General features: G+C 37.8%; 26 protein-coding genes. 9 read left to right on the top strand and 17 right to left on the bottom strand.

Annotation, left to right across the window (positions count from 1 at the left end):
* Nucleotides 1-365: 365 nt before the first annotated feature.
* Nucleotides 366-887: a DinB family protein gene (locus IE222_RS23615; protein ID WP_191276848.1), complete on the top strand. Its 522-nt coding sequence runs from the start codon at nt 366-368 to the stop codon at nt 885-887.
* Between the two features lie 121 nt (nt 888-1,008).
* Here IE222_RS23615 and IE222_RS23610 read toward each other — a convergent pair whose 3' ends face one another.
* The 3 genes from IE222_RS23610 to IE222_RS23600 all read right to left on the bottom strand — a co-directional run bounded on the left by IE222_RS23610 (nt 1,009) and on the right by IE222_RS23600 (nt 3,068).
* Nucleotides 1,009-1,623, bottom strand: a complete 615-nt coding sequence (locus IE222_RS23610; RefSeq protein ID WP_223282871.1) for an exonuclease domain-containing protein — start codon at nt 1,621-1,623, stop codon at nt 1,009-1,011.
* Between the two features lie 157 nt (nt 1,624-1,780).
* Nucleotides 1,781-2,347 carry a TetR/AcrR family transcriptional regulator gene (locus tag IE222_RS23605; protein ID WP_191276846.1) on the bottom strand — a complete coding sequence of 189 codons (567 nt, stop codon included), beginning with the start codon at nt 2,345-2,347 and terminating at the stop codon, nt 1,781-1,783.
* A gap of 13 nt (nt 2,348-2,360) precedes the next feature.
* On the bottom strand, nt 2,361-3,068 hold the full coding sequence (locus IE222_RS23600) for an MBL fold metallo-hydrolase (protein WP_191276845.1): 708 nt from the start codon (nt 3,066-3,068) through the stop codon (nt 2,361-2,363).
* Nucleotides 3,069-3,306: 238 nt separating this feature from the next.
* Between IE222_RS23600 and IE222_RS23595 the strand changes: the two genes are divergently transcribed.
* From IE222_RS23595 to IE222_RS23575, 5 genes are all read left to right on the top strand, one after another.
* On the top strand, nt 3,307-3,816 hold the full coding sequence (locus tag IE222_RS23595; protein WP_191276844.1) for a DoxX family protein: 510 nt from the start codon (nt 3,307-3,309) through the stop codon (nt 3,814-3,816).
* A 148-nt stretch (nt 3,817-3,964) separates the two neighbouring features.
* Complete coding sequence (locus tag IE222_RS23590) at nt 3,965-5,074, top strand: ABC transporter ATP-binding protein (protein ID WP_191276843.1); 1,110 nt, start codon at nt 3,965-3,967, stop codon at nt 5,072-5,074.
* Nucleotides 5,064-5,867, top strand: a complete 804-nt coding sequence (locus IE222_RS23585) for an ABC transporter permease (protein ID WP_191276842.1) — start codon at nt 5,064-5,066, stop codon at nt 5,865-5,867. The genes IE222_RS23590 and IE222_RS23585 overlap by 11 nt, the downstream gene beginning before the upstream one ends.
* Nucleotide 5,868: 1 nt before the next feature.
* Nucleotides 5,869-6,675, top strand: coding sequence for an ABC transporter permease (locus IE222_RS23580; RefSeq protein WP_191276841.1), 807 nt, complete (start codon nt 5,869-5,871; stop codon nt 6,673-6,675).
* On the top strand, nt 6,672-7,745 hold the full coding sequence (locus tag IE222_RS23575) for an ABC transporter substrate-binding protein (RefSeq protein ID WP_191276840.1): 1,074 nt from the start codon (nt 6,672-6,674) through the stop codon (nt 7,743-7,745). Before IE222_RS23580 ends, IE222_RS23575 begins: the two co-directional genes overlap by 4 nt.
* Before the next feature lie 345 nt (nt 7,746-8,090).
* Here the strand turns inward: IE222_RS23575 and IE222_RS23570 are convergent, their stop codons facing one another.
* A complete protein-coding gene (locus IE222_RS23570) occupies nt 8,091-8,318 on the bottom strand; it encodes a hypothetical protein (protein WP_223282870.1) in 228 nt (75 codons plus the stop codon).
* A gap of 260 nt (nt 8,319-8,578) precedes the next feature.
* On the opposite strand from IE222_RS23570, the gene IE222_RS23565 reads away from it, so the two are divergent.
* A complete protein-coding gene (locus IE222_RS23565) occupies nt 8,579-9,160 on the top strand; it encodes an acetylglutamate kinase (RefSeq protein ID WP_223282869.1) in 582 nt (193 codons plus the stop codon).
* A gap of 210 nt (nt 9,161-9,370) precedes the next feature.
* Here IE222_RS23565 and paiA read toward each other — a convergent pair whose 3' ends face one another.
* From paiA to IE222_RS23535, 6 genes are all read right to left on the bottom strand, one after another.
* Entirely contained in the window at nt 9,371-9,889 is a 519-nt protein-coding gene (gene paiA / locus IE222_RS23560; protein WP_191276837.1) for a spermidine/spermine N(1)-acetyltransferase, read from the bottom strand.
* A 16-nt stretch (nt 9,890-9,905) separates the two neighbouring features.
* A complete protein-coding gene (locus tag IE222_RS23555; protein WP_191276836.1) occupies nt 9,906-10,358 on the bottom strand; it encodes a MarR family winged helix-turn-helix transcriptional regulator in 453 nt (150 codons plus the stop codon).
* An 860-nt stretch (nt 10,359-11,218) separates the two neighbouring features.
* Nucleotides 11,219-11,581 carry a hypothetical protein gene (locus IE222_RS23550; protein ID WP_191276835.1) on the bottom strand — a complete coding sequence of 121 codons (363 nt, stop codon included), beginning with the start codon at nt 11,579-11,581 and terminating at the stop codon, nt 11,219-11,221.
* A gap of 275 nt (nt 11,582-11,856) precedes the next feature.
* Nucleotides 11,857-12,060 (bottom strand): zinc ribbon domain-containing protein, encoded by a 204-nt coding sequence (locus IE222_RS23545; RefSeq protein WP_191276834.1) that lies wholly within the window; start codon nt 12,058-12,060, stop codon nt 11,857-11,859.
* Nucleotides 12,061-12,197: 137 nt separating this feature from the next.
* Nucleotides 12,198-12,944 (bottom strand): hypothetical protein, encoded by a 747-nt coding sequence (locus IE222_RS23540; RefSeq protein ID WP_223282868.1) that lies wholly within the window; start codon nt 12,942-12,944, stop codon nt 12,198-12,200.
* 70 nt (nt 12,945-13,014) lie between these two features.
* Nucleotides 13,015-13,308: an antibiotic biosynthesis monooxygenase family protein gene (locus tag IE222_RS23535; RefSeq protein ID WP_191276832.1), complete on the bottom strand. Its 294-nt coding sequence runs from the start codon at nt 13,306-13,308 to the stop codon at nt 13,015-13,017.
* 173 nt (nt 13,309-13,481) lie between these two features.
* Between IE222_RS23535 and IE222_RS23530 the strand changes: the two genes are divergently transcribed.
* Nucleotides 13,482-13,865 (top strand): VOC family protein, encoded by a 384-nt coding sequence (locus tag IE222_RS23530; RefSeq protein WP_191276831.1) that lies wholly within the window; start codon nt 13,482-13,484, stop codon nt 13,863-13,865.
* 90 nt (nt 13,866-13,955) lie between these two features.
* Here IE222_RS23530 and IE222_RS23525 read toward each other — a convergent pair whose 3' ends face one another.
* The 7 genes from IE222_RS23525 to IE222_RS23495 all read right to left on the bottom strand — a co-directional run bounded on the left by IE222_RS23525 (nt 13,956) and on the right by IE222_RS23495 (nt 19,597).
* Nucleotides 13,956-14,501, bottom strand: a complete 546-nt coding sequence (locus IE222_RS23525; RefSeq protein WP_191276830.1) for a GNAT family N-acetyltransferase — start codon at nt 14,499-14,501, stop codon at nt 13,956-13,958.
* Between the two features lie 53 nt (nt 14,502-14,554).
* Complete coding sequence (locus IE222_RS23520) at nt 14,555-15,079, bottom strand: DinB family protein (RefSeq protein ID WP_191276829.1); 525 nt, start codon at nt 15,077-15,079, stop codon at nt 14,555-14,557.
* 300 nt (nt 15,080-15,379) lie between these two features.
* Nucleotides 15,380-15,727: a hypothetical protein gene (locus IE222_RS23515; RefSeq protein ID WP_191276828.1), complete on the bottom strand. Its 348-nt coding sequence runs from the start codon at nt 15,725-15,727 to the stop codon at nt 15,380-15,382.
* 64 nt (nt 15,728-15,791) lie between these two features.
* Entirely contained in the window at nt 15,792-16,853 is a 1,062-nt protein-coding gene (locus tag IE222_RS23510) for a hypothetical protein (RefSeq protein WP_191276827.1), read from the bottom strand.
* A 172-nt stretch (nt 16,854-17,025) separates the two neighbouring features.
* Complete coding sequence (locus IE222_RS23505) at nt 17,026-18,372, bottom strand: sensor histidine kinase (protein WP_191276826.1); 1,347 nt, start codon at nt 18,370-18,372, stop codon at nt 17,026-17,028.
* Entirely contained in the window at nt 18,369-19,043 is a 675-nt protein-coding gene (locus IE222_RS23500) for a response regulator transcription factor (RefSeq protein ID WP_191276825.1), read from the bottom strand. Before IE222_RS23500 ends, IE222_RS23505 begins: the two co-directional genes overlap by 4 nt.
* Nucleotides 19,044-19,102: 59 nt before the next feature.
* Nucleotides 19,103-19,597: a DUF1572 family protein gene (locus IE222_RS23495; RefSeq protein ID WP_191276824.1), complete on the bottom strand. Its 495-nt coding sequence runs from the start codon at nt 19,595-19,597 to the stop codon at nt 19,103-19,105.
* A gap of 181 nt (nt 19,598-19,778) precedes the next feature.
* Here IE222_RS23495 and IE222_RS23490 point away from each other — a divergent pair, with 181 nt between their 5' ends.
* Nucleotides 19,779-21,572 carry a beta/alpha barrel domain-containing protein gene (locus tag IE222_RS23490; protein ID WP_308435620.1) on the top strand — a complete coding sequence of 598 codons (1,794 nt, stop codon included), beginning with the start codon at nt 19,779-19,781 and terminating at the stop codon, nt 21,570-21,572.
* The last annotated feature ends 317 nt before the right edge of the window (nt 21,573-21,889 follow it).

Genomic DNA, 21,889 nt, shown 5'->3' with positions numbered 1-21,889 from the left:
CACTTTTTTCTGAAAATCTAAGCTTCGCGTGCACATTGGAGGGTTCAATGAACACCTTTTTCGAAAAATCACTGCTCCACGCGCTCATTGACCGCTTCCATGAACACTTTTTTCTGAAAATCTAAGCTTCATGTGCACATTGGAGAGGGCAATGAACACCTTTTTCGAAAAATCTTTGCTCCTCGTGCTCATTGACCGCTTCCATGAACGGCTTTTGCAAAAAATCTCTAGTCCCCGCGCTCATTGAAAGAATTCAAATCTTAATTTCAAAAAATATTTACTTAAAATAAAACCAACATAGTTTAAATGGTTAATCTGAATTTTATGATACGATAAAATTAATTCATAAAAAAGGAGAGATTTTCATGCTGCTGCGACCTACCGAAAATGAGTATCCGAAGTATTATGTGCCTTATGTTCAAGCTGTTCCTGAAGGAAATTTGACAGAAATTCTTAAAGATCATTTAGAGAAAATGACTCAGCTTTTTGAAGAGATTTCCGAAAAAGATAGCCTTTTCCGCTATGCTGAGAATAAATGGAGCATCAAGGAGGTTCTTGGTCATATTACTGACACTGAAAGAATCATGAGCTATCGCCTTTTAAGGGTGGGACGCGGTGATCAAACAGAATTAGCCGGATTTGATGAAAACCTGTACGTTCAAGGGGCCAAATCCAATCAACTTTCACTAAAGGACCTTCTGGAAGATTTCATCTTAACAAGAAATGCCACTATCAGCCTGATTAGAAATATGCCCGAAGAAGCGTGGACAAACAAAGGCTTTGCCAATGGCAGCGAAATCACAACCAGAGCCATTGCCTACATCATCGCCGGCCACGAAGCCCATCATCGGAGCATTATTAAAGATCGATACCTTGCAAAACTGTAATGGTGTCAGGCACCACTCGTGGACATTTGTCCACAGTGGGCGGACACAATACTTTCCATCCGCAACCAAAATTTATCGAGTCTTCTAATAGAAAAAACCTAATCAACATCTGATCAGGTTTTCATCCAAGTTTCGCTTGTGAAGCTGCTGGCTGATATTTTCTCATTGGGCCGAAATCCAATACCTCTTGCAGATAGAGATTACCTTTTGGACTTGTTTTCTTTAGTAATTCCATCAAATATGTAATATCGTCCATCGCTCTATGTGTTTGATAGTTTGTAATATCGTGTGCTTCTAACAGGGTAAGTAGTTTTCCATTTGGAAAGCCGTATTGTTTCCATGGTACATTCCTCATTGTACAGAACCACTGCAGATCATTCACTTCCGGGTACATATGAAAAAGAAAGCTGCGGTCAAAAGAAGCGTTATGTGCAAAGACGGCATCTGTCCGTTGAAAATAAGTTTTAATCTTTTCATCATAGAAACTTTTCCCCTGAACAGCCTCGTATGGAATCCCGTGAACTTGAAAAGCCCGGTCATAATTCCTGCGCGCTGAGCTCGATAGCGGCTCTCTTAAAAAAGAATCCTCATCAATTACATCAATAACCTCACCAGTATCCGTCCGATAGGAAAACAACTTCAATGCTAATTCAATTACTTCATCTGTTTTTGGACCTAAACCAGTTGTCTCAACGTCAAGTACCAGCCCTAATTTTTCCTCTATCCGCAAGATCATCATCCTTTTAATAGTAAAATTTCTTCCATTATAGCAAAATCAGGTGAATTAAGCCTACGATAAATTCAATTCCACTTTTTGGTTAATCTCCTTCTATTCCTCAATAAAAGAGACACCAGCTGCAGCTAAATCATTTTTCACCGATATTTCTACACATTTACTTGCTAATCCCAGCAATGAAAGCCTCTATAATAAACTCCAAACTTTCATCCAAATCAAGTGTCAGCTTAAATCCACCCTTTTGTTCCAATGCAGAAAAACCATGCAGGATGCTTCGTAACCCTCTAACCGCATGTAAGGCCCGTTCTCCTTCTAAATTAAAATCGTGAAGCACACAGACGGAAAGGTCGACAATTTTAGCCCCAGCCAGCTGAACCGCTTCATCTTCAGGATCTGGCGCCATCAATGTTGCCTCGTAAATCCCTGGATGATTTCGTGCAAAATTGACATATGCTTTACTGATTACAAGGACAGCTTCGGTTCCTGACACCCCTGCTGCTGCTTCAGCCATTATTTCATATAAGCGATTGAGCCCGTAAATGGCCAATTTTTTTCTTAAATCGGGCAGCCCATTAAAGTGGTTATATAATGAGGGCGGCCGAATCCCGAGTTTTTTTGCTAAGTTAGCAAGGGTAACTTCATCTATTCCATGTTGATCAGCAATTTCTCCTGCTTCATCTAATATCGTGGTTAACTTAAGTCCGATTTTGGGTCTAGGCGACATGCTCTTTGCTCCTCTATCTTAATTTCCGTTCTAGATTATCTATAGCTTGTTCCATCACTCTCACAGGATTCTCAATCATTTCTCCGTGCCCCACTGCCAGTAGCTGAGGTTCATAGCTTACTAGCTTCTTTGCACTAACAAGGGCTGTCTTTTTGCTCCAAGTGCCAAATGACGGAAATGGAAACAGCGGCTTTAATTCTCCTGCAACTGCTGTACCACTTCTAGTTTGAAAAGCATCGCCTGCAATCAAAGCTTTTGTACGTGTATCTAAGAACGACATAGAACCGGGGGTATGACCAGGGGTCTCAATCGCCTTCAAAGAGCCGACTATATCATTCTCCTTCAATAATACATTGGCCCTTGTTTTTAATTTTTTCGGAACACCGCCTTTAATTGGCGTTTGCTCCTCATGAGATTCAAGGGAACGGTCATTATTCATCAATCTGTTGTCACGAATAGAAATATAGACCGGCACCTCCGGCATAAGTTCTTTTAAAGGGTCGAGTGCTCCTACATGATCATCATGGGCATGAGTCAGTACGATTTTGGTAATAGGCTTTCCTATGCTTGCTGCTGCTTTCATAATCCCTTTAGCACAAAATCCGAGCCCCGCATCAATCAATGTTAATCCATCCTCTTCCTCAACCAAATAGCAATTAACCGGAAATACCTTCGCCATAAACGTCACCTGATATAAATGACCGTTTCCAATCACTCTCACTACTACCCTCTCCTTAACTAATATCATTAGTTTTATTTTAACTAATCCCGTTAGTTAAATCAACGTATTTTTCCATTTTTTATAAATAGCATTTCAAACATCAGCTTGTAACAAATCGTTCAAATCATTTTTACAGATTTGTGAATTAGTGAACAATCTACCCTGTTTTCAAAGTAAATTTGATATATTTACAGTGTAATCATTAATTAAATCTTAAATAACTGAAGGGGTGTTTCAAATGTTTGTTAATTGGTTAAGAGAAAACAAAATTGCCGCAGGAATTCTTACAGTGCTTCGCTTATATATCGGATATTCTTGGCTTACTGCAGGCTTCCACAAGTTAACAGGCGGTTTCGATGCTTCTGGGTATTTGAAAGGCGCAATTGCTAATCCGGTAAAAGGGCCCGATGGCAGCCTTGTATACGGCTGGTACGTAACTTTCTTAAAGAATTTTGCTTTACCTAACGTTGATATATTTAATACCATCGTTCCATTAGGTGAATTTTTGGTAGGATTAGGTTTAATCTTAGGCTGTTTAACTACAGCAGCTATGTTCTTCGGCCTTGTCATGAACTTTGCCTTCTTCCTTGCCGGAACTGTATCTCATATCCCAACTGACTTATTCATCGGTGCCATTATCTTATTCGCTGGATATAATGCCGGTCACTTCGGCCTTGACCGCTGGGTGATTCCTTTCATCCGCCGCACTGCCTTTAAAGGGGATAAAACAGTCAAACAACATGCTTAATAGCCACCCCTAAAAGCCTCACTCGGCAAAGAAGAGTGAGGCTTTTCCCTTTTCAACGATAAATTGAAAGAATGATTGAATTTTCCACCCTTTCCTGTATAATTGTTCCCGAATCACCAATATGAACCATTTAAGGGGGAGGTCGAAAATGGCAAACGCCAGTATTATTCAATTTAATAACGTAACGAAACAATACGATAACGATCCGCCTGTTCTTGATAATGTCAGCTTTGAGATTGAACGTGGAAAGTTTTATACACTCCTTGGTCCGTCGGGCTGCGGTAAGACTACTATTTTGCGGCTTATTGCGGGATTTATGGAACCGTCTAAAGGAGAAATATTTTTTAATGGCAAAAAAATCAACCAAATACCGGCCAATAAACGTCAGGTTAATACGGTCTTCCAGGATTACGCCCTTTTTCCTCATTTAAATGTATTTGAAAATGTGGCATTCGGGCTGCGGATCAAGAAATTAAAAAATGCCGATATTCAAGCGAAGGTAAAAGAAGCCCTTAGCTTCGTTAACCTTTCCGGCTATGAAAACCGAGAAATCCGCGAAATGTCAGGCGGTCAGCGCCAGCGTGTGGCCATCGCCCGAGCGATTGTAAACGAACCGGAAGTGATTCTTCTAGATGAGCCATTATCAGCACTAGACCTAAAACTTCGTACCGAAATGCAGTATGAACTACGCGAGTTGCAGCGCCGCCTGGGAATCACTTTTATTTTTGTCACCCACGACCAGGAAGAAGCTCTGGCAATGTCCGATGAAATTTTTGTTATTAATAAAGGGACCATTCAGCAGAGCGGAACACCGACAGATATTTATGACGAACCGATTAACCGCTTTGTTGCTGATTTCATCGGGGAATCCAATATCGTTAGCGGCAAAATGAAAAAAGATTATCTGGTTGAATTCGTCGGCCGTGAATTTGACTGTGTGGACATGGGCTTCAACCTAAATGAACCTGTTGAGATTGTCATCCGTCCTGAGGATTTGGAAATCACTTCGCTTGAGCGCGGCAAGCTGCAGGTTAAGGTTGATTCCCAATTATTCCGCGGGGTTCATTACGAAATCTCCTGCTATGACAAGGACGGCAATGAGTGGCTTGTTCACTCGACGAAAAAGGCAAATGTCGGTGATGAGATTGGGCTTTATTTTGATCCGGAGGCGATTCACGTAATGCGTCTTGGGGAGACCGAGGAAGAATTTGACCGGCGTCTAGAAACCTATGCGGATGTGGACCGCCATGGAAAATAAACTGACCCGTAATTTATATAAAATACCGTATTTACTGTGGATTCTTGTTTTTGTTATTGTCCCGATTGCCCTTGTAGTCTATTATTCATTTTTTGATATCGAGGGTCATTTTTCCCTAGGCAATTACCGTAAATTTTTTACGCCGGTTTACTTGCAAATGACGGTCAGCTCATTTTGGTATGCGTTTTTAATCACAGCGATTTCGTTGATTATCGCTTACCCTACCGCTTTGTTATTAACAAAAACCAAGCATAAACAGCTGTGGCTGTTATTGATTATTGTTCCATCTTGGATCAACCTTCTGTTAAAGGCCTATGCCTTCATTGGCATTTTTGGCACGTACGGGGCTGCCAACAGCTTTTTAAAAGTCATCGGGATTGGCCAGCAGCAAATACTATTTACCGATTTCAGTTTTGTGTTTGTGTCGGTTTATATTTTTATCCCATTTATGATTTTGCCGATTTTCAATTCATTAAACGAACTAAATCCAACCCTGATTGATGCAGCCAATGACTTAGGAGCCTCCAAATGGACCACATTCCGACGGGTGATTTTTCCGTTAACCATTGATGGTGTAAAGTCCGGCTGTCAGGTGACATTTATCCCGGCGCTGTCATTGTTCATGCTGACACGACTTATTGCCGGTAACCGCGTGATTACACTCGGTACTGCCATTGAGCAGCATTTTCTTGTGACACAGGACTGGGGCATGGGTTCTACAATCGCTGTGTTTTTAATCATTATTATGGTGTTGATTATGGTACTTACCAACACTAAAAAGCGAGGTGTGTAAATTGGATAAAAAATTAACTCCTTTATCAAAGTTGTTTTTGATCATCATCTTTTTTATCCTGTATGCACCTATTTTCTTTCTCATCTTATACTCCTTCAACAGCGGGGAGACGATGTATAGCTTTAAAGGATTTTCCCTCGAGTGGTACCGTGAGCTGTTTCATGATACAAGGCTGCTCATTATTGTCCTAAATACGATTGTGGTTGCCCTGTTATCTGCCCTTTTTTCAACAATCATTGGCATTTTTGGCGCTTTAGCCATCCATATGGCCAAAAGACGGGAAACCAAAAACACATTATTATCATTTAACAATGTACTGATTGTCAGTCCAGACGTCATTATCGGAGCTTCGTTTCTGATTTTGTTTACGATGGCAGGCATCAAGCTTGGATTCTACTCGGTTCTCTTGTCACATATTGCCTTTAGTATACCGATTGTGGTGTTGATGGTTCTGCCAAAGTTAACGGAGATGAGCCCGTCACTTATTGATGCTGCAAGAGACCTTGGGGCAAGCAGCTGGGATGTGATGTCGAAGGTCATTATTCCTTATATCTCACCAGGAATTTTTGCCGGATTTTTCATGGCATTAACGTATTCGTTAGATGACTTTGCTGTAACATTTTTTGTCACCGGAAACGGTTTTTCAACGCTTTCCGTTGAAATTTATTCATTAGCACGCCGCGGCATTTCCTTGAATATTAATGCCTTATCAGCCTTGCTGTTCCTTTTCACCATGCTCTTAGTGGTAATTTATTACTTTATCACCCAGCGCAATAAGCCGAGCGGTATGGGGGTGCGGAAACGATGAACCATTTAGTCCGTTTTTTCTTCATCATTGCCATATCGTCCGCGATTATTTTATATGCAATATCAAGCTTGAACACCTCACAGGGATATTCCGGAGGCAACACGGTGACCGTCTATAACTGGGGCGACTATATTGATGAGGATTTAATCAAAAAGTTTGAAAAACAAACTGGTATCAAGGTCATCTATGAAACGTTCGATTCCAATGAAGCGATGATGACCAAAATTGAGCAGGGCGGCACGAATTATGATATTGCTGTTCCATCTGAGTATATGATTGATAAAATGCGGCAGGAAGATTTATTAATTCCACTGGATCACTCTAAGCTGCCAAATTTAAAAAATATTGATCCGCGCTTTATGGATTTGCCATTTGATCCCGAGAATAAATATTCCGTCCCTTATTTCTGGGGCACAGTCGGCATCGTTTATAATCCGAAAATGCTGAATGGAAAGAAAATCACCAGTTGGAACGACCTATGGGATCCTGAATTAAAAAATCAAATTCTGTTAATAGACGGGGCCCGTGAAGTCATGGGTATGGGTCTGAACAGTTTAGGCTATTCGCTGAACGATACGAATAGAAAACACTTGCTTGAAGCGAAGAACAAATTGGATCTTCTCACACCAAATGTCAAAGCGATTGTCGGAGATGAAATCAAGATGCTGATGGTCAATGAAGAAGCGTCCATTGGACTTGTATGGTCGGGGGATGCTTCAGAAATTATGTATGAAAATGAAGATTTAGATTATGTTGTCCCTAAGGAAGGATCTAATCTTTGGTTTGATAACATGGTCATCCCTAAGACAGCGAAAAATATCGAGGCCGCTCATAAATTCATTAACTTCATGCTCGACCCTAAAGTTGCTGCTCAAAATACCGATTATGTCGGCTACTCTACACCTAATAAACAGGCACTCAAACATTTAGACAAAGAGGTCGTAGAAGATGAGCGATTCTACCCAACACCCGAACTGACAAAAAAACTCGAAGTATACGAAAACCTCGGCAAACGCAATCTAGCCGCATACAACGAGCTGTTCTTACAATTTAAAATGCATCGTAAATAACGTACGGGGACGGTCTTTCGGCTTAATCAAAGCAGAAGAACCGTTCCCGTTTTTTTGAAGAACATTTTAATACGGGCATCAAATCTAAGCACATCTATCTAAACCATTTGCCTTTTTAGAATATCTTTTACATAATACCACCTAAGATCCATCTACTTACTCGAATTGTATTCTTTTCCCCTCGTCCCGTTAACTAGCCCCCTTCTACTTGATCTAATTCTGTCCTTTTCTCCTCGTTCGGGTAACTAGCATAACTTCAGCAATTAGAGACGAATAACTACCGTTGCGATAAAAAAAGCACCACAATCATCCTAAAAACCCGAGATTGTGGTGCTTTCCATATTATTAATAACTTTTATCTTCCTCTAAACGGCCCCTGTTTTCATACCAATTCGTAACCTGTGTAAGAATCGCAAAGACGAAAAAGAAATTCATGGCCCAAACGTTAATAAACGGGGCAATGCCGCCAAATTCAATGGTTGCATACCCTTTTAACTTCATCACAATCATCGACTCGACAAAAATCAGAATAAACCCAAGTACGCCCGCAGCAGCCGCTCTAAACAATTCCATCCCTCCAATATTTTCTTCATTCCCATTTATGACAAACATTAATTTATGACAATTTCGTGAACTCTTATAATACAATTATATTCCATTTTTCGTTAAACACAACAAAAAAGAAATGGTTTCAGTGTCCCATTTCCTAATTGGTAAATTTATCATTATATCGAACTATTTTTGCTAAGTTTAAATTAGCAATTTTTTAAAATAACGTACAAGCCGCTTTTTGAAACAAGAATATACTGAATACGATATTAGAGAGTAAGGTGGTGAAATCTTTGAAACCTTGGTTCAACATTGAATGTATGACAGAACGGGAAGATCGTTTAAAAAGTGCGATGCGTTTAGTTTGGGAACAGCATGTATACTGGACAAGATTAACGATCAACAGCATCGCTTTTAATTTACCTGATGAAGACGCGAATACCGCACGACTTCTTCGGAACGCAACCGATATGGGAAATTTACTAAAGCCTTTCTATGGCAATAGAATAGTCGAAAAGTTCACCAGCTTAATAAGGGCGCATCTTGTTATTGCAGCGGAACTGGTCAAAGCTGCAAAAGCAGGCAATCAAAGAGCTGCGGCAGATGCAGAGAGAAGATGGTACGCCAATGGTGAAGAAATTGCCGAATTCCTAAGTAGAATAAATCCTTTTATTTCAAGAAAGGAATTCCAAGAAATGTTTTTTGAACATTTGGCACTTACGAAAAATGAAGCAGTTTTGATCCTCCAACAAAATTTTACAGCAAGTATTGAGGTGTTTGATAAAATTGAGTTGGAAGCTTTACAAATGGCAGACACGATTACTTTTGCCATTGTAAAACAATTCCCTAGAAAGTTTAAAATATAAGATTGCTATTGTATAAAAAGATCCTAACTGGCACTATTTTAAGTGCCTTTTTTATTTTTCAAATTCAACTAGCCAGTTACCTGTATATGGATAAGTATTACCGTTGTTTAAGTAATACACCTATTAGACCTAACAAAGTCAAATAACTATTATTTTTGCAGATTTTTCTTCATAAGAGATGCCACTTTTATTTTATCTTGTATTACTAAATTATATGAGTGTTTTGGTCATTATAAAGTCTGTTTGTTCTTCATCACCCATATAAAAAAAGTGGGCTCCAGTTTGAACAAATCCCATTTTTTTATAAAAAGCAATTGCCTTTTCATTTTTTTCCCATACACCCAGCCAGATTTTCTTTTTATTCTCCTTTGCTGCTAATTCCATAGCTTTATTTATTAAATATTTGCCAAGTCCGTGTTTTTGAAATTTGCTCCTTATATAAATCCTTTCAATTTCAAGGGATTCACTACCCATTTCTTCAGATTGAGCATCATCAGTATTGACCTTTAAATATCCAGCAACTTCATTATTAAAAAAAACAAAAAAGAATTGGGAAAAAATATTGGATAATTCTTTTTCTAATTGATTTAAGTTATATGCCCTTTCTAAGTAAGCACTCAAATTTTCTGGTGAATTCTGATCTTTAAATGTTTCGGTAAATGTTTCATAACTAATTTCTTGTAGTTTGAGTAAATCTTCAAGGCAACACTTTTTAAGATTAGTAGACATTTAATATTTCGCTCCTTTAATAATTTCGCTTATTCCCCTTTTTTACAAATTCCCAGTCTTTTTCTACATTTTTTCTAACTCTTTGGAGTAAGTTAAATATGGTTTCTGCTTCTTCTTCAGCAAATCCCTCTAATGCAGCAGTATTGGAATAGTCATTTTCTCTTTTTATAAAAGGATAAACTTTTTCCCCTTTCTCAGTTGGAAAAAGTTTTTTAATTTTTTTGTTATGTTTATCTTCTTTCTTTTCAATAAATCCATTAATTTCAAGTCTTTTTATTGCACGAGCTGCTGTTGTTCGATCTACTTTTATCATCTCAGCTAACTTTTCTTGAATGATTCCTGGGTTTTCACATATTCGCACAAGGTACAAATACTGCCCTTTTGTAAGGTCATATTCTCTAAATTCTATATTACTTATAGAATCTAATGCCCTTGCAATCATTCCAATCTCACGAAGAATTTCCTTCATAATTTACTCCTTAATCCATTTTTGTTGTAAATGCAATAAAAATAGCATGTATAAAATCTACACCAACTTTGTTGTATTTACAATAAAAAATAATGATAAAGCAGTCTCCCTTTTACAAATGGAAAATCAGGAGAAAACCCGCTTTTACGATATTTCTAAACAACCTTCTACCTACGAAATAAATAATTTTGATAAGGAGAATGGGTTATTCATTTTGAAATATTTGGTAATATCTATTCCCTATAGAGGATATTTTTAAAAGATGATGTACAGAAAAACAAGAATTTTGTCGAATGATATAATTGTTAAGCACAAAGTCCGATTCTATAAGTAAGACTGGGAGGAAATAGTCCTCCTAAAAGAAGTAAATAAAACCAATATGATTTTGCCATCAGCCTTTAACTTACATATATATATTTGATAATCAAAATTTAAAATTAAAATTTTTTTGGGGGACAAATATGTCATTTAATCTTAAAAATAAAGTGCTAGACAAGAAAAAAAAGAAGGAAATACTTGTTCGTAGATTATATTTGCTGATACAACAAAACAGAAATTTAAAGACTTATGGAAAAGAATCATAGATTCCAGTTATCTTAGGCTAATTTAGACAATGGACAAAATCCTCTCCAACGAGGGAGGTGTTCATATAAATAATAAGTACTGGGGATTAAAGGTTGGGAGTTAATGTTTCATATTGAGTTTCTTTAGGTTTCATTTTTGTAATATTTCTATATGTAAAAAAATAGTTTTAGATCTTTCTTTCTTCCATACGGCATTAAAAAAAATTGAGCGCTGCTCCTTATATTAAAGGATAGCGCCCAATTACGGAAGAAAGCCTTCTATTTTGCAAGTAGGATTTATTCTTTTTCTTTTTTCCTGCGTTCAAATATTAAACAACTAACATATATGATTAACAATATGATGGTCACATAAATTGATATTTCATATCCACTCTTAAATAAATCTAAGTTCCAGTGTCCAAAATAGTTTTCACCGAAAACATAATATGCCAACATATTGGAAATAGAATAGCCATCTCGTTCAGGGTATGGAATTAAATTATAATTATAATTTTGTGCTAATGCTGTATTAAAAACCAAAGAGATTAGTAGTAAAACAAGCATCGCTTTTGATTTACTATCATATTTATCTAACGTCCTCTGAAGTAAATAAATCAATAAAAAAGCAGGCAATAGAAACTTTATAAAAATGATAATCACATAAAATTCCCCCTATTACATTGGTTCAATTCCTCATCTGATTCTCTTCTCCCATGAATATTTCCTATTTCCATAATTGGCATAAATACCTCCATACACAACAAAGCTCTTCCATCTAAATTCCATTTTTATATATTTAATTCGTCAAAGTGACCCTAATTCCTCCTAAACCATGTATCCAACAAGCTCTAGTCCCTCTTTTACTAAATTTCCCGTTAATAAAAAAGACATTACCTTTTCAAGTAATGCCTCCATTGATCGTTATTTTATTTTTACTAACCAAAAAATAAATCCAGTATATTTGATGCTTTAGAAGATGCTTTATTGTAGAATTCGGAGTATCCACAATTCTTACAATATACAACGATAAACTGATTATGTTGAATATCAAACATTTTAGATAATCCCGTCCCGGTCATCGCTACTTCCTTTTTCCCCGCATCTTTACTTCCGCATTTTATACAGCCTTTTTCAGACATACATGTTCCCCTCTCCTTAATTTTTTCTGTGGCCCGTTTATAAAATAAGTAAGCTTTTAACCACTATTTTCTTTGAGACATTCTTCTTCGGGCTTTATTCTTATTTGTTTCCACTTCTCAACGCCTACTTTGCGAAATTACGCAATTTCTACATCAGTTCCGTTCGTTAGAGTAAAGAATATAATACAATAATCAGCAGCATCATTTCCGCGAAAATAAATATGTTTAACATAACCATTTTTTATTGTTGGGTAAATTTTTTGGACCAACTTGCACCAACTGTCATATTTCACTTCAACAATCGACTCCCCATCTTGGTCCCATCCATGGTACGGTGCACATAAAAAGTCTTCCTCAATCTTACTCAAATCTAAAATTCTAAACCCTTCTTTTTGGTAAACAAGCTGAATAAACCCGTAAGAATAGCCAAAATATTCGGCTCTCCTGTTTTCAATACCCTCTATCGTTTCAATTTCATAAAAAAACCTTATTCCACGTTTTTCATCTGGGACTCTGCAAAGCTTGATCAAACTTGTATGTCCTATCCCTTCAAAGGATTTGATATAGTCATTAAAGCTTAATTTATGTTGATACTCCTTAGACAATAAATTGTACGCAGTTGGAAACGGATTACGTGCATGACCAACCGTACCGCAGCTTCTCGCTCTCATGTTTTCTGCTTCACGTAAAATGCTAAAATAGTTGAGAAGTGTATCTTCAGGGGTTTTTGTCAATTCTGGAGGAAGTTGAATTTGGTCATGAGCCTTATCAAAATAAGCAGAGAAGAAATCCCCCGTTTCAAATCGTAAATTCAAAGCTTGTAAGCAAGAAGGACGAAAAAACCTTTGATGATAAGTATTGATGTCCCTTTGATTCAGTTGCAACACATTCATCATCCAATTTTTAGTTTATGGCGAATGAATCATTAGGTGCGAACTAAAATATGTACAGCTACTAAAGTTCGACTCTCTCAAAATGCTCAACCGTTGGAAATGGATCATAAAAATGATGTAACTGCCTTTTCCATTCTTGATATTCCTCGGATTGTCTAAATCCAACTGTGTGGTCTTCTAATGTCTCCCATTGAACCAACAGCAGGTATTTCCCTTTAACCTCCATACAACGCTGTAATTCGTGCGATATGTACCCTTTCATTGATGAAATAATTTCTGATGCCTTACGGAATGCTTCTTCATATTCCGCTTCCATACCTTCCTTTACTTGCAGCATAGCAGCTTCTAATATCATTTCTTTTCTCCCATTTTAAAAGTATATTATTTCTACTTACCATTGCTTTAATCTATTACATTCTTTTCTATTATTGATTCGCTAGTACCTAACCTTTTTTTAAAATTTTAAAGGAATTTCATCGATTTAGTTGAATTTTTAAAAGATAAAATCCGTTAAAAGGTGGAATGTTAGTGAATGTAATTGCCTCTCCTATAAACAGTAAGGTTAACAACGTTTTTATCCATGTGAGCGACCTCAAAAGGTCAGCAGAATGGTACAGTAATTTACTTGGAATACCATTTGACAAAGAGCATGTTGAATCACCTGTCTATAACATCCCAGTTACCTCTGAAACTGGACTAACTTTAGATGACCACACGTTCGATCCAGGGTTTAAATTAAAACCCTCGGAGCATGTTTTATTTAATTTCTTTGCTAAAGATATTGATGAGGCGTACCAATTTATTACAGAACAAGGAATAACCATTGTTAAAGAAATAGAGCGTATTGGTCATTTTGCCTATTTTAACTTTCAAGATTTAGATGGAAATGTTTTAATGATTTGTAATTGCTAAAAGTTCTAAGCTATGGACAGAGGTTTGCTGCCATAGCTTTTTTTAAAGATTCCTCGAAAGCTTGCCCGTTGAGAAGAAAGTCAAATCTTCTTATGATAAAATTTCGTTAACTTTTATTTCCCAAATCACATGGTGCGCCCCATCTCCCCAGTAATCCTTTAACAAGTAATCCGGTTCACCAAATTTCTTTTGCCAGATTTTTTGCGCACTGCTATATCCGCTATCTAAACAAAATTCTTCAATTCCTTCATTTTTTAAGGTTAAGTACATTTCGGCTAGCAGTTGATTGCCAATCCCCTGTCTTTGATAATCTGGATGCACGAATACTGTACCCACTTCATGTAGATCTTTTAATGCATTATCTGTACAATGATTGATTAGCTCACTTACTGGACCATATTCGATTGATCCAACTAATTTATTTCCATCTAGTGCAATTAGAAAATACCTTTCTTTGCCGCCGCTAGCGAAATCTTTTCTTAGATAATTTTCTTTGGCCTCTATTTCTTGTTCCATATCATCCAACATATTTCCAATACCTTCTTTAATAAAGGTATCGGTTATTACAATTCTAAAAAACTTGTATAACTCTATTACATCCTCTTCTCTCGGTCTTCTGATCACAATATCTTCCATTACTTTTCCCCCATCATTGCGTCTTCCCTATGATACTCTTTTCTGCGCCGTTATTATTTTTTCAATATACTTAAATATTCTTCCCAAGGCCCCACATCTTCCTTATATCTCTTAGCCATGACCCGCACAATTTGAGCAATGTGTGTTAAATCATGAACAACCCAGGTAGAAAGCAATTCTCTTACCTTCACTACACCAAACGCAGGGTGGAAACCCGTAAATTCAAATTGTAATTCAGATTCAATAAGTGCTTTAAGTTTGGTTATATTTTCCGTTCTAAGCGTTTTAAATTCAAGCAGATTTTGTTCCATCGACCTTTCAGAACTTTCCATTAAGTGTGAAAATCGGTCAAATGGTGGAAATGGTTTACTCTCACCTTCCTGAATAATAAATTCTAGCCTCGGTATCCAATTATTTTTTTCTGCCTCAATGAGATGCTCAATCACTTCAGCAGCATTCCATGTTCCTTCACCTTCATGACAGGACAGCCACCCCTCAGATAAACCAGATAAAAAATGCTCCAAAGTTTGTGGTGTACGTTCCAGAACCTCGATAGCTTCTTTCATATTAAAATGCATAAAAACTGCTCCTTTCTACGATTTATAGATTTAAATAGTAAAAATCATATCAGAAATTATTGTTTGTTTTATCTCTCTAACTAATAAGCTGCTTTTCTAATACTATTTATTTCAACAACTCGAAAAGAAACACCTTTTTTAACCCCCCACGTTAATAATAAAAGATTGCCACTTAAACAATCCATACCGCTGCAACCATTACTAAATCCTAAGTGTTGTCTTCGTTTTCAATTTAGGGGTCACCCTACAGTCAGCTTGATGAAAAATGACCCCTATAGCTTCTCCGTTTTCTAATTAACATTAATCAGATTTTAAAGAGAACTGATATCTAATGATAAGAAATGTTTCCAAAACTACTAAAACAAACAGTAAAATGATATGAGGAAATAACGCGCGTGTGAGAATGAGCGAAACCAAAATCGCACACAAAATATTTGCCACATGACACACAATAAACATGTTTGTCTGTCTTTGCTTGATGTTCATAACAACATAATTCAATAATGCAAGGAAAATTAGTGAACATCCAAAACTTGCAAACCAAAGATCATTAATTGTATATCCGTTGTAACCAAGCGGAGTCACAGCAATATGAACAATCCCAAACATACAGATAACCGTGGTAATTGTTAAAATTATTTTTCTCATTTGGAATCCCCCTGCGAATTTGATTCGAAAGTGTCTTATTCACGTTAAAAAGCTTAACTTGTCGTTATTTCCTTCCACAATGGATACATTGTCCGCGTCGTCGATAGTAGTAGGCAAGAGCAGCAAGACCAAGCATTAATCCCCATGGAACCCAGATAAGCATCGGGCCTACAGTACCACTGATGGAGCCAAGCAAAACACCGTCTGCTGGCAAAAGGTTAAAGGTAACGGCGAAAAATGAAAAGGTAAAGACAACACCGGCTGCCGTGACAGCAATCGCTACAATCGATGCGGGTATGACCGCTAAAGGGATAGGAACCCTTTTGCCGCCAATGAATGGGAACCAGCGTGGAAAAACTTCCCCCCATTTCATAATCAAGCCAAGTGTGAGAATAGCGCCGCATATACAAATTACCCCAAATACCCATTCTGTCAGTTGCGCCATCGGATTAATGGTATTAAAATCTTTTAAAAACTCTGCATCCACTCCAAGTGGAATATTTAACGCCCATGCAAATCGTGTTAGTGCATAAGGCAGGGGAGCTATAGCGGCCATAATGGTAATTTGCCTACCCCATCGCACTAGCAAAAAAGGTTTACACGCCTCTGTCCGCCCGCAATTTCCACAGGCATTGTGTGTTCTCCGATAATAGGTAACAGCAGTTAAGATCCAAAGAAGCGCACCTATAATACATATGATCTGATTGAACATTTGCCAGTTAAATTCAAACTTAAACAAGAAAGCATAAGCCATGGCCGCTATTAAACTAATATCTGGAATAAATAGAAGCAAAAAAGATGCGAATCCCCAGGCAAAGATGAGAAATACACGTTGTAGAAACGTTCTATCTAAAGATTTTTGTATGGAAATACCTAAGCCAAAACTACATAAACAGAGAACAACAAAAACGATGCCTCCTACCTGAGCGGGAAGATAGGTAATTATGGCCGAAAAGTATCCTAAACTATCATTATTAAATGGATATCCTTCTCCTTGAATTAACCAATAAAGATGAATAGCCCCATACAGTAACGACCAAGCAGCTGCTAAATATCCAATCCAACAAGGCCAATATTTCAAGCCCTTTTCGGTACCTCTTTTCATTAAAGACGATATAGAATTCATTGTAATCATCCTCTTTCACTTTATTTTGAATAACTATACTTGACCAACTGCTCTGCCCACTTTTTCGAGAATCATAACTAAGAGTCCCTGCAATTAATCGGCATAATTAAACCCTACCTTCATACTAACCATCGATGGTTAAAATGAAGATAGGGTCGAGTTTAAATTTCGTTTAACTTTTTTCTAATAGATAAATCCTCGTGCCGCTAGAGGAGCTTTCGATTTTCCAATCCAGGTTCATTTCCTTTAACATAAGTGAAACGATGGATAGACCCATTTCCGCCCCTTTCTCCTGAGAGCCGCTGTTTATCCCTGGCCCTTTGTCTTCGATAATAATAACGTTTTTTCCTTCTTGTTCTTCAGTATGGACACTGATATACCTTCCTGATTTCGCGTGCCTGACTACGTTCTGAAATAAATTATCTAATACACGGGTGAACCATTGGGGGTCGACATTCCAAATCAACACTTTTTCCGACAATCTGACATCGACTTCAAATCCTTCTTTTTCAAACACTGGATACCAGCTTGCGAGCGAAGCACGTAATAACCGTACCATATCCGTCTTTTTCTGCTCCATGGTATATTTCCCTGCTGAAAGCAACGTATAGGCAAGCAAATTATCAAACAATTGGCCTAACAGATCGACTTTACTTTCAATCAAGTGAAGCGATTCTTTACCTTTTAATGATAGAGACTCTTTCTGTAATGAATAGGCGTGACCACGAATGATTGTTAACGGCGTACGTAAATCGTGCGAAATATTAGCAATTAGTTGTTTCCTGAGAACTTCTTCCTCCTGTTCACGCATTCTGCTTTTTGTCAGCTCGTCAATCATATGATTAAATGATAGTCCTAATTGGCCGACTTCATCTAACCTCGAAACCGCAACCTTATTAGGTATACCATTCTCGCCAACTTCAGTCATCGCGGTTTGCAGCTGAACAAGCCGTCTACGAATTTTAGAAAAAAATAACCAAGAGATAAATAGAAATAATACGAAAACAAGAAAACCGTATAAAAGTAGGTACACGTCATCGTTGACTGATATAGATAGGGGATCCGTTAGAGAATGCGGCACTTGAAAAACCATAAAACCTTGATTTGAATCGCCGCCAATATAGGCAACAATCGTAAACGGCCCTGTGCCAACACTTTTTTTCATAAATTCTACACTGTCATGGAGGGTCCATTTGTTCGGGATATTTCTTCGATTAGGCAGCTTGAGCTTCGTTTTGCCATTCGCATCCACCCAAAATATCATTGCCTTTGAATATTGCCTTTTCAATGTTCGCAGCCTTTTGTCTATTTTGTCAGACGTCGCACCATTCAACTTCTTCGCTTCACGATGCCACATTCTTTCTAATTCTTGTGTATCCATATAGATTATTTTTTCTTTGCTGTCTTTATCCAAGAAATGCTTTGGAAGGTAATAAACCGGCAATACTATTGGCCATAAGACCAGGGCCGCAGAGATAATGAGCAAATACTTCGTTAATAAGGAGTTTCGGAATTTCATTGCCGTACCCTGTATCCGATGCCTCGAATCGTTTCAATAATTTGCGGATGGCTCGGATTCTCCTCTATTTTTTCTCGTAAATGACGGATATGCACCATCAGCGTTTTATCCCCTTCGATATATGGACTTTCCCATACTGCTTCGTATATTTGTTCTTTTGTGAGAATTTGATTTGGATGGCGGAGCAAATACGTAAAAATTTGAAATTGCTTTCCTGTTAGGATGATTTCATTATTCGTTCTTGAATCTAAAATTCGATTTTGATCCAAATAAATTTGAAGATGGGCAAGTTGAATAAATGCTGGTGACAGCTTTTCGAATCGTCTTAAGAGTACTTCTATACGTGCCGCTAACTCATCAGGATGGAAAGGTTTTGTTACATAGTCATCTGCAAACGTTAGACCATGCAGTTTATCTTCGATTGAGCTTCTAGCAGAAAGCAATAAAATCGGTGTCTTTGGAAAATCTTTTTTTAACCGCTGACCTATTGAAAATCCATCTAAACCAGGAAGCATGATATCGAGGATCACGAGATCAATTTTCTCCATTTGATCGGTTATCTTTTCTCCTGAGGTGAGCCAAGTCACGTGGTAGCCTCGTTCAATTAAATTTTCAGAAAGCCAATCTCCAATTTCCCTATCGTCTTCAATGTATAAAAGATTTTTTCTCATCTCTTTTCTCCATTCATAACCTATAAAAAATTCATCAACTAGTTTAATATTATGCAAAGTTACTTTTTCCGGGGAATAGTAAGCGGATTCCAATTACTTGATTTTAACATTTTTGTTAGATAAACAATTTGACCAACATGATAAGAATAATGGTACATTTGTCGTTCAATCGCTTCTATCACTGTATGGGGTTCATTTCGAATGGTAATTGTTTTTAAGAGATCGGCTTCGCGAATATCTTTTAAAGCAGTTAAAAAAGTTTCCCAACCAAGCTCCCACAATTCCATAACCTGTTCTTTCGTTTGGAGGTCTCCGACAAATTCATCATCTCGATTTCGAGAAGGTTTTTCACCATCTGTCGTGAAAAAATCTGTCCAGCGCGAAATCATATTACCGCTCATGTGTTTTATAATAATAGCGATACTATTGGATTCCTCATTCGGGGAACAAAATAATTCGCTTTCGACTAATTGTTCCATTGCTTTTTCAGCGGTTTTTTTTGATTCTCTAAAACGTTGGATCACAGTTTTCAAATACTCTCCAGCTACGTTCATACAAATCACTCCGTCATAAGATTTTAAATTTATTCTTTAAAAAGTTACTACACACAGCCTCTTTTTAGAATAATCTTACATTAATATTCAACAACGATGTACGGTTTCCTCCCCAACAAAATCTGCTATATCCCACGATATTCTCATGGTAAAATATTGGTAACATACAAAGTTAGGAGGCGTGTCCCCCTTGCCGGATTGGTCATATCATACGCTGTTCAAACCGATTCTTCAAACGCTGCCGCCTTCGTTTAGCCGAGAGTTTATACATCGCGGGATGAGCCTGTTATCATCCTCTTTAATAGGCAGAGCCTTGATTGAATTTCTTGGCCATATGGCCCCTTCGAAAAATCCGGAGAAATCTTTATTTGGTATTCCGTTTCTTTCTACTGTCGGGCTAAGCGGGAAAATTGATCCGAAATTATCCGGACTGCAGGCTTTTCAAAACCTTGGCTTTGGCTTCATTGAGATTGGACCCGTTTCCATTCAAGGTTCCTCTCGGCAACAAGAGCTTCAGATTGACCCAAAACAGGAACAGATTTTGGGAGATCCCCGCTTTTCTATTAAGTTATCGACAGTTAAAGAACGACTGTACTCTCTTACAAAAAAGCAGGTACCATTGTTTATCAGGGTTGAAGGAACATTTCAAGAAAAAATACAGATTTGTAACGAGCTCCATCCGTTTAGTGATGGTTTTATTCTCAACTGCCAAAATTTTAATTCTGCTGATCAATATGATTTTTTTCGGTCAAAAGTAAGGAAACCAGTAATATTGGCTTGCACAGCAGAACATATAAATAAACTGGAAAACTATCAGCCTAGTGGAATACTGCTTGAAGACTTTCCTTCACCTGAAGGAATGATCGAGGCGCTTGTGACTATAAAGAATACATTTGGTGACGACCTGCCCGTGATCACTTCTGGCGGGATTCGCGAGCCGTCAGATGCGGTTACATTATTGGAGAATGGTGCTTCCCTTGTTATGTTAGGCTTTGAGTATGTATTTACCGGACCCGGTCTGCCAAAGCGAATTAATGAGGCTTACAGCAACAGGTTCGCAAAGGAAACGGCGGTTGTTAAAGGATGGTTCTGGTATTGGCTATTCGGATTGTCCATTACCATTGCAGGATTGATCGCCTTGTTTTTTAGTATGACATCTATTATTCTTCCGTACGATGAATTCTTTTTAGGTATGATGAGAAACGATCTTCTTGAGTTCAATCCTGCTATTTTATACTTTATGGCCCATGACAGGATGACTCTTTCAGGAACGATGATTGCAGGAGGAATCATCTACATGCAGCTTGCCAAGCTTGGGGTCAGGAATGGCCTGCATTGGGCCAGAAAAGCTATCAATATTGCAGGTATAATTGGTTTCCTCGGGATTTTCCTATTTATTGGGTACGGCTATTTCGATTGGCTTCATGGATTGTTTTGGCTTATGTTACTGCCATTATTTATTTTAGGATATTTGAAATCGAAAAATGCTACGGCTGCTCCTACAAGTAACAACCTTTATAATCACCGATTCTGGAAGTGGAGTTTATTCGGACAGCTTGCTTTTGTCTTATTAGGATTTGCTTTAACGATTGGCGGTGGCGTCATTTCCGTGATCGGAGCATCCAGCGTCTTTGTTCCAACCGATCTTACTTATTTATGTCTCACACCGGAAATGTTGAATGAGTTTAATGAGCGATTAATACCTGTTATTGCCCATGACCGGGCCGGGTTTGGCAGTGCCCTGCTAAGTGTTGGCTTACTTGTCTTGATGCTTGCCTTATGGGGAATTCGCGAAGGTGAACGCTGGGTTTGGTGGACTTTTACAATCGGAGCGATTCCTGCATTTTTATCGGGACTCATCACTCATTTTATTATAGGCTATACTGATTTTGTACACTTATTACCTGCATATATCGCAGTCGCTCTCTATTTGGTCGGAGTCATTTGCACTGCGCCGTTTTTATTAAAAAAGTAAGCCCGTTGCAGGCTTATTTTTTTATCAGTTTATTGCAATGTATCCTATTACAATTATTACCTGGGACCCAAAGGTTCATAACTGTGTAATTACCTACGTCTTTCTTTAAACGAATTACCCCCCTTCCAGAATATAGAGGGAAAGTTACATTGCGCGAATCTACGCCATTACTTTAACAAATGTGTTTCCAATAGGACCCATTGCCGACATTTCTCTTAGCAATACAACAAATGTGTTTCCAATAGGGCCTATTGGCGACATTTCTCTTAGCAAATACAATAAATGTGCTTCCAATGGGACCCATTGCCGACATTTCT

Source organism: Neobacillus kokaensis, assembly GCF_014656545.1.
Classification (GTDB): Bacteria; Bacillota; Bacilli; order Bacillales; family Cytobacillaceae; genus Neobacillus; species Neobacillus kokaensis.
Note: the sequence above shows the minus strand (reverse complement) of the source record. Positions and strands in the feature narration are given on the sequence as shown.

Excerpts from the sequence above, each read along its gene's own strand:
- IE222_RS23615 (WP_191276848.1), top strand. The coding sequence starts at position 366 with ATGCTGCTGCGACCTACCGAAAATGAGTATCCGAAGTATTATGTGCCT.
- IE222_RS23610 (WP_223282871.1), bottom strand. The coding sequence starts at position 1,623 with ATGATCTTGCGGATAGAGGAAAAATTAGGGCTGGTACTTGACGTTGAG.
- IE222_RS23605 (WP_191276846.1), bottom strand. The coding sequence starts at position 2,347 with ATGTCGCCTAGACCCAAAATCGGACTTAAGTTAACCACGATATTAGAT.
- IE222_RS23595 (WP_191276844.1), top strand. The coding sequence starts at position 3,307 with ATGTTTGTTAATTGGTTAAGAGAAAACAAAATTGCCGCAGGAATTCTT.
- IE222_RS23590 (WP_191276843.1), top strand. The coding sequence starts at position 3,965 with ATGGCAAACGCCAGTATTATTCAATTTAATAACGTAACGAAACAATAC.
- IE222_RS23585 (WP_191276842.1), top strand. The coding sequence starts at position 5,064 with ATGGAAAATAAACTGACCCGTAATTTATATAAAATACCGTATTTACTG.
- IE222_RS23575 (WP_191276840.1), top strand. The coding sequence starts at position 6,672 with ATGAACCATTTAGTCCGTTTTTTCTTCATCATTGCCATATCGTCCGCG.
- IE222_RS23570 (WP_223282870.1), bottom strand. The coding sequence starts at position 8,318 with ATGGAATTGTTTAGAGCGGCTGCTGCGGGCGTACTTGGGTTTATTCTG.
- paiA (WP_191276837.1), bottom strand. The coding sequence starts at position 9,889 with ATGTCTACTAATCTTAAAAAGTGTTGCCTTGAAGATTTACTCAAACTA.
- IE222_RS23555 (WP_191276836.1), bottom strand. The coding sequence starts at position 10,358 with ATGAAGGAAATTCTTCGTGAGATTGGAATGATTGCAAGGGCATTAGAT.
- IE222_RS23545 (WP_191276834.1), bottom strand. The coding sequence starts at position 12,060 with ATGTCTGAAAAAGGCTGTATAAAATGCGGAAGTAAAGATGCGGGGAAA.
- IE222_RS23535 (WP_191276832.1), bottom strand. The coding sequence starts at position 13,308 with ATGATATTAGAAGCTGCTATGCTGCAAGTAAAGGAAGGTATGGAAGCG.
- IE222_RS23525 (WP_191276830.1), bottom strand. The coding sequence starts at position 14,501 with ATGGAAGATATTGTGATCAGAAGACCGAGAGAAGAGGATGTAATAGAG.
- IE222_RS23520 (WP_191276829.1), bottom strand. The coding sequence starts at position 15,079 with ATGCATTTTAATATGAAAGAAGCTATCGAGGTTCTGGAACGTACACCA.
- IE222_RS23515 (WP_191276828.1), bottom strand. The coding sequence starts at position 15,727 with ATGAGAAAAATAATTTTAACAATTACCACGGTTATCTGTATGTTTGGG.
- IE222_RS23510 (WP_191276827.1), bottom strand. The coding sequence starts at position 16,853 with ATGAATTCTATATCGTCTTTAATGAAAAGAGGTACCGAAAAGGGCTTG.
- IE222_RS23505 (WP_191276826.1), bottom strand. The coding sequence starts at position 18,372 with ATGAAATTCCGAAACTCCTTATTAACGAAGTATTTGCTCATTATCTCT.
- IE222_RS23500 (WP_191276825.1), bottom strand. The coding sequence starts at position 19,043 with ATGAGAAAAAATCTTTTATACATTGAAGACGATAGGGAAATTGGAGAT.
- IE222_RS23495 (WP_191276824.1), bottom strand. The coding sequence starts at position 19,597 with ATGAACGTAGCTGGAGAGTATTTGAAAACTGTGATCCAACGTTTTAGA.